Raw genomic sequence first — 6,718 nt, 5'->3', positions numbered from 1 at the left:
GAATGAAGCAGGAAACTTACGGCTTGACTTTGAACCTGCAGTTGAATCTCACACCAGATTTTTCTATCCAATATTATGGTTCTCCTTTCACGTCTGTCGCTAAATACGACAAATTTAAACTAGCTGCAGATACCCGGTCGTCTGATTACCTTGCGCGCTTTTCTGAATTTAAAAATAATGAGATCAGTTATCATGCAGGTAGTTATACTGTTGATAGAGGAAGCAATACAATGTCTTTTAAAGATCCTGATTTTAGCTTTAATGAATTCCGTTCTAACCTGGTTGCACGCTGGGAATTTCTGCCTGGGTCTTCGATGTATTTTGTTTGGGCGAATAATCGATCCAATCGAGACGATATATATTATCCGGGCTGGGGAAGCAATTTAGATAGGATATTCGGATTGCCGGCTTCCAATACTTTGATGATGAAGATCAACTATTGGTTTAGTTTGTAATTAAAGCGGGTTTCAGGCTTACCCCCGGGTTACCCGCTATTACCTGGACGGTTGGTGAACCCACACCTGGCACAATTGTGGGGAAGTATTTTTACTATATCGCCAACAGTCAATGGGGAGGTTATTCTGAAGACCATCGAATCAAACAAGCCAAAGATTTAAAGGATATAATTGTATTAAAAGTAAATCTCGAAGTGAACGGGTGGTCAAAATTCATTTTTGTACATAACCTTTCCATCGAGCCCGGTTAACTCAACATTATCCACTTCACATAATCCGTTTGAAATATAACCAAGCCCGGCCAGGTATTTGGTATCTGTAGTATATCGTGTTGTAAAAACTTCTTTGTCATTTATTTTTACTGTAGCCACTTTATTTTTTACTGTTATCTCTATATCTGTCCATTGGGTTATGTCAAAAGTTATGGGCAATAAGTCATTGTTGCTTCCTTCCTTTATTTGTTCCCCGAATTCGATGAACGCTTCATAGGCACATCCTTTTGTTGTGCTTCTCATAATCATAAAAGACCGTTGGCAATAGAGCTCTATTTCAATGTACGGGCATACGGTATTTCTTACTTCCTGCATTCTTACCCGGGTTTTATATCTGAAGTTATCAGCTGGTATATCCATTTGACTGGGGAAGTACACATAATGGTACCGTTTGTCTTTGCTGACTTCAATATTATTTCTTTGTAATTGCGGTATTGTCAGGCCAAGGCGGCCTTTATTGACGAAAGTATTTACTTTAATATACTGGGAAGTGTAATTGGTTATATTATCAACTGCATAAAAAAACCAGCGGTCTGTTGAAATACTTACATCTGCTGTCCTGATAACAGAATCATTGGCTATGAGTTTCGCAATATGATAACCGGGTTCATAGTAAATATCTGCGAGTGTGTAATTGTTTTTGTAAATTCTTACCCTGCGATTCTTATCCCAGGATTGTTGAATAAAAAAACTATCGGCTTGCACTTCATCAATATTATAGCTAAAAACTACGGAGTTCGGAATATCATTCGAGGTATTCTTCCGGAATGAAAAAGATGCCTTTTCTGCGTTGTTTACGGTCCCACTTGGTGTGCAGAAAAAATAGATACTTGCCAGAGTAATAATGACGCCCGGTACAGACAAATATATTAAACGAACCTTTCGTCTTTTTACTTTTTCTACAGGTTGCTCTTCTTGCTCACCTTTGATTTTGCTGGCTTTATATTCTTGCCAGGTCTTGCAATTAAAGTAATTGGCAATCGCATTTAAGGTAGCTATTTGCGGCAGCCGGTTGAATTCTCCATAAGCAAGTCGTTTTACGGTGGTTCCACTTATCAGGATGCCTGACTTTTCTAGCAGCTGCTCCCCAATATGATCAAAATCCCGTTGCGTCATACTAGTGAGATCGCTATATCCATTTTTATGAAAAATCTCTAATACACTTGTTTTAACTAATGCTTGTTCATTCATAAATAATCTATATAAGCTCAAATTTAAGTCATTTAAATGATAGGGAAAAAGTCAAACCTTATCAAGACACCAGGAAATACCTTGGGAGCATATATTTATTCAGTTTTGGGGGCTTTTGCTGAGTTTTTGGCAGTGAATTTTATGCTCCGTAGTTTATACTTGCATGACATTTTTAATTGGGAACCAGAAAGTGTTTAGCGTCCCAATTCAAATTGTCATATTCAAAACATAGTAAATAATTTTATATGAATATATGGATGGCCGCAGGCCGCATTTTTTTTGCAATTGGCATCATAGGCATTGGAGTGCTGCATTTTTTCTACCCTGGAATCAGGCCGATTATAATACCTGAATTAACAAGTATTCGTTCCGATTTATCCTTTATCGCCTATTTTATAGCTGTGCTTCTGATTGGTGCAGGGTTTTTAATTGCAATCGGTAAAAAATTTAATAACGTCTCATTGTTAATGGGGATCCTGTTTTTTTTATTATTTCTATTTGGTCATATGCCCATGTTTTTATCAGCAGGGTCATTTAATAGCTATTGGGTGAACCTTAATAAGGTTTTAGCATTGTCCGGAGGATTTCTGGCAGTCTCAACAATTAATCCACCAAAACCGGGACATAAAATAACGGAGCTGCTTGCCAGAATAGGCCCTCTTGGCAAGTATCTCTTTGCAATTATGTTATACAATTTCGGAGTTGGCCATTTCAACAATTTGGAAGGAATCAGCAACATGGTGCCAAAGTATATTCCTTTTCCCCAATTCTGGACTTTCCTGGCCGGTCCCGCACTAATGGGGTCAGCGATAAGTATTTTTAGTAAGTATAAGACAAAAAAGATTTTGCTGTTACTTGCATTAAATTTATTTATCTGGCTAGTATTGCTGCACATTTATTACACTATCCGCTTTCCGCACTGGCAAGAAGGTGAGAATTTTATTGGCTCCCTGAGCTGTCTTTGTTTTTGCGGTACTGCTCTGATTATATCCCAAACAACAGCAAAAACAAAATCAATAGAAGGGGAAAACAGAGTTTAAATGTCATCATGAAAAAGGTTAGGATAACGTTGAATGAATGCTCCATGCTTTACCGCTCTATTTTAATATTAATGTTTCTTTTTCAGTACTGCTGTAATTCGTATAACCAGAACGATAAGAGCAGCAGGCTGATAATTGCGAACGTGAATGTGATTCCACTTTATAAGGATACAATCCTAAGAGGAATGGATGTTGTCATTGAAAATGGCAAGATTCAAGATATGAAGCAGCATATAGAAAGAGGAGAGTTGCGAAAAGGATTGTTTATTGATGGAAAAGAGAAGTATCTTATGCCGGCATTGATTGACTGCCATGTGCATTATGGAACCAACGCAGCTTTGTTTCAAACCTACGATAGCCTTTACCTCCAGTATGGCATCGTGAAGGTTCTCGCCTTGAATGGGACACCTCAACTTTTGCAGCACCGCGACAGCATAAGAAAAGGTTTAGTGTATGGGCCTGAGATTCAGTGCTCCGGACCAAGGATTAACGATTCAAGCATGACCGCCCCTCAGGCAAAGGAATTACTGCAAAGGTTGAAGCTGGCTGGTTACGATTTTGTAAAAATCTATTCAGACTTATCCAAAGAGGGTTTTGACGAAATCAGCAGGGAAGCATACACATATGGATTACGGGTTGCTGGTCATATTCCGCAAAGAGTAAGCACTTCAGGCGTTTTACATAGCAACCAGGAACTGATTGCACATGCCGAGGAATTTATGTATAACCCTCCAGTCAATTATTTTATGGGCAATGTTAAGATCCCGAAGAAACCGAATCCAGTTCACATTCAGCCTTTAGCCGATTCTGTAAGGTTCTATCAAAAAGCTGTTAGTCCAACGCTAATTGCCTACAAGTCCATTCTTCAATCCGCCATCAACTTAGAAGCGTATGTAAAAACAGTTCCGTTGGCTGTGTCTCATCCAATAGCGATAGCCTGGCAGTGGTCGAAGCAAACAAGTTTTATTCCCAAAAAATTCAGCAGTCCTTTGTCTATTTCCCGTTTGCAGTATGGATACGAGTATCAACTAAAACTGGTCAGTGCATTCAACAGGGCTGGTGTTTTGTTGCTGGCTGGCACGGATGCACCTACTATTCCCGGATTGGTGCCGGGTTATTCTTTGCACCAGGAAATGCAGCTGCTGTGTGGGGCCGGGCTTTCAAATTATGAAGCGTTAAAAGCAGCTACTACTAACCCGGCCCATTTTCTGAAGATTCATTCGGATTTTGGGACAATTGAGGTTGGAAAAGAAGCTTCTTTATTAATGCTGAATAAAAACCCGCTAGAGGACATCTCCAACACGTTGGAAATTGAATCGGTATTTGTGAAAGGCAAACAAATGAAAAACGAAGCTGGCGGATCATCAACTCCATCCCGTGTTATCACTTTATGGCACAGGAATATGGCTTACCAGCAGTTGTTGGAGTGGAGAATGCTACCAGGCTTATCAAAGACGGGCAGAGAATCCGGGTGAATGGAACGGACTAAGTCAAACAAAAAATATTTATAAACTGAAATATAAAAAGATGAGAAAATTAAAATTGCAAATGCACATATCCATAGATGGGTTTGTTGCATCAACAAACAGTGAACCTTTAAATTCCAAATGGGACGATGGACTAAGAACTTTTTCCATCGACATCCTTAAAAATGTGGACTGTATTTTACATGGACGAAAAACAGCCGAAGGTTTTATTCCATATTGGTCTAAAATTGCAAATAATCCGAAAGATCCTGAAAATAAATTGGGAAAACTATTCACAAATATTCCTAAAATTGTTTTTTCAAATACACTCAAAACCAACAAGTGGGACAATACAACGATTCTAAGTGGTGATATTACAGAGGAAATAAAAGCATTGAAGGAACAAAAAGGTAGGGACATTATTATTTATGGCGGTTACTCATTTGTATCCTCATTAATACAACAAGGGTTAATAGACGAATTTAATTTATTGGTAAACCCCGTTGCATTAGGTAGTGGCGAACCAATTTTCAAACAAACCACAGACCTTGAATTGGAAAAGAGTATTCCATTTGCTTGTGGAGTCAATATTTTAATCTACAAATCGTCTAGGAAACAATAAAAATGAAAAGGACATATTCTTTCCTCTGAAATAGCAATTGAAGGGTTTACTAAAATGGGTATTCTCCTTATGCGGAGAGTGGGGATTCGAACACCTCGGAGACGGAGTCCAAAATGAGATTGCTTCGTCGCGAAGTGCTTCTCAATGACGGCAGGAAGCGTGGTTATACCACCTAAATATTATTTCCGAGGTCTCGCCTTTGGCTGATGGAGGTACCGGCAACTATGGGCACCCAAAGGCTGAATTTTTGGAACGAATGGGCAGAGCAATTGCTTTCCAATGTGTAAATTAGCGGTAACAATAGCTGATATGAAAAGAGTAATCAATGAGCAGGTAGCAGACCAGGTGAGGGAACTGCTGGTCAATGAATCCGATGTGGAAGAAAAGACCATGTTCAGCGGGCACTGTTTCCTGGTTAATGGTAAGATGTGCGTTTGTGTAAACCAGGAAGACCTGCTTTGCAGAGTCGGCCATGACCGGGTGGTGGAGGAGCTGGAAAAAGGCACTGCGCGGCAAATGGTGATGAACGGGCGTGCCAGCAAAGATTTTGTGTATGTAGCATTAGCCGATATCAAGGGGGGCAAGGAACTGGCCTATTGGATTGACCTATGCCTGCAGTTTAATCCCCTGGCAAAAGCGGCTAAGAAAAGGAAAGGATAAGCTCCAGGTTTAGAGTTTAATTTTCGTATCGGTATCCACTTTTATAAGGATGCCACTATTTTATTTCCAATTTAAGTTTGTAATTTGTTGTTGACCAAATTGCCAATCATGAAAGCAAGCGCTCTGCTCATTATAACCTTAATTTTATTAATTGGGCTGGCCAACGCCCAGACAGGAGACCAACTCGAGCAGGCGTACAAGGAACAATCGACTGTAAAGTTGAAAGCATTTTTTGATGATTGGTCGAGAGAACTCAGGCCTGCTACCACTGAGCAGCGGAAAAAAATGAACAAGACAGTTCAGCAAGCTTATGCCATCTTTGAGGCATTTTATAATCCTCACGATCTTGCCAACCATGGCAGCACTCAATGGGGAAATGATATTTATACAGGCTATACTTATCTAGTCCTTCAAGATGGCTTTAAGATTTTTCAGAAAGATAAGGTGTATTATACTGAGGAGGAAGCGACGGAATATGCCATTGAAAATATCAAGAAAAGTGCTTCAGAGAAATATCGCGACCAACTGATTAACCACGCCAAAAACAAAAGCCCAATAATTATGGAAAATTATGGTCCAAACAGTATACACATCTGGCAGGACAGTCTGAAGGTGCTGCTTGAGTCTGTCGCCGATTTTCGCCCGAATATTATCCAAACAATTGGCATACCGTTATATCTGACTCCGAAATACCAAAAAATATTGGACGTTTTTCTGGGTAATTCCCATTCGGCATTTGCGGAGGGTGGTGTCATGAATACTGCTCAGGCAAAAGGAGAAAGTTTGAAACGGCAGCAATTCTTACTGAACTTTATTAAAATCTATTATGGGCACTGGGGCGGCTCATGGCAATATTTAACTTACCCATCTATAGGCGCTCTTGTGTGCGATAAAGACATGAAATATGCTAAAATCATATACGGTATGATTTATGAATCAGGCGAGGCGATTTTAGAAAATAGGAGCGGCACCTGGAAATTGATCTCCATGAAAAGAATCTGGCGAGAATAAA

Annotated in this window: 7 protein-coding genes and 1 pseudogene; 7 read left to right on the top strand and 1 reads right to left on the bottom strand. The window is 39.6% G+C overall.

From position 1 onward, the window contains the following. A partial coding sequence (locus VK541_RS08040; RefSeq protein WP_324368708.1) for a DUF5916 domain-containing protein occupies positions 1-455 on the top strand: 455 nt, incomplete at its 5' end. 206 nt (positions 456-661) lie between these two features. Here VK541_RS08040 and VK541_RS08035 read toward each other — a convergent pair. Then, the gene (locus VK541_RS08035) at positions 662-1,918 is read right to left on the bottom strand and encodes a hypothetical protein (protein ID WP_324368706.1); all 1,257 of its coding nucleotides are present in this window, start codon (positions 1,916-1,918) and stop codon (positions 662-664) included. 245 nt (positions 1,919-2,163) lie between these two features. On the opposite strand from VK541_RS08035, the gene VK541_RS08030 reads away from it, so the two are divergent. From VK541_RS08030 to VK541_RS08010, 6 genes and pseudogenes are all read left to right on the top strand, one after another. Beyond that, on the top strand, positions 2,164-2,958 hold the full coding sequence (locus tag VK541_RS08030; protein ID WP_324368704.1) for a hypothetical protein: 795 nt from the start codon (positions 2,164-2,166) through the stop codon (positions 2,956-2,958). 8 nt (positions 2,959-2,966) lie between these two features. After that, positions 2,967-4,286: pseudogene (locus tag VK541_RS08025) on the top strand (amidohydrolase family protein); the annotation flags it as partial. 62 nt (positions 4,287-4,348) lie between these two features. Further along, positions 4,349-4,447, top strand: a complete 99-nt coding sequence (locus tag VK541_RS25815) for a PEP-utilizing enzyme (protein ID WP_414692612.1) — start codon at positions 4,349-4,351, stop codon at positions 4,445-4,447. Positions 4,448-4,485: 38 nt separating this feature from the next. After that, positions 4,486-5,046: a dihydrofolate reductase family protein gene (locus tag VK541_RS08020; RefSeq protein ID WP_324368700.1), complete on the top strand. Its 561-nt coding sequence runs from the start codon at positions 4,486-4,488 to the stop codon at positions 5,044-5,046. Positions 5,047-5,355: 309 nt separating this feature from the next. After that, positions 5,356-5,706 carry a TfoX/Sxy family protein gene (locus tag VK541_RS08015; RefSeq protein WP_324368698.1) on the top strand — a complete coding sequence of 117 codons (351 nt, stop codon included), beginning with the start codon at positions 5,356-5,358 and terminating at the stop codon, positions 5,704-5,706. Positions 5,707-5,814: 108 nt separating this feature from the next. Next, positions 5,815-6,717 carry a hypothetical protein gene (locus VK541_RS08010; RefSeq protein ID WP_324368697.1) on the top strand — a complete coding sequence of 301 codons (903 nt, stop codon included), beginning with the start codon at positions 5,815-5,817 and terminating at the stop codon, positions 6,715-6,717. The last annotated feature ends 1 nt before the right edge of the window (position 6,718 follow it).

The sequence above is a fragment of the Pedobacter sp. genome (assembly GCF_035317785.1).
Taxonomy (GTDB): domain Bacteria; phylum Bacteroidota; class Bacteroidia; order Sphingobacteriales; family Sphingobacteriaceae; genus Pedobacter.
The sequence above is the reverse complement of the archived record's forward strand: the minus strand, read 5'-3'. Positions and strand labels throughout refer to the sequence as shown.

Coding starts and splice junctions, on each gene's coding strand:
- VK541_RS08010 (WP_324368697.1), top strand. CDS start 5,815: ATGAAAGCAAGCGCTCTGCTCATTATAACCTTAATTTTATTAATTGGG.
- VK541_RS25815 (WP_414692612.1), top strand. CDS start 4,349: ATGGCACAGGAATATGGCTTACCAGCAGTTGTTGGAGTGGAGAATGCT.
- VK541_RS08035 (WP_324368706.1), bottom strand. CDS start 1,918: ATGAATGAACAAGCATTAGTTAAAACAAGTGTATTAGAGATTTTTCAT.
- VK541_RS08020 (WP_324368700.1), top strand. CDS start 4,486: ATGAGAAAATTAAAATTGCAAATGCACATATCCATAGATGGGTTTGTT.
- VK541_RS08030 (WP_324368704.1), top strand. CDS start 2,164: ATGAATATATGGATGGCCGCAGGCCGCATTTTTTTTGCAATTGGCATC.
- VK541_RS08015 (WP_324368698.1), top strand. CDS start 5,356: ATGAAAAGAGTAATCAATGAGCAGGTAGCAGACCAGGTGAGGGAACTG.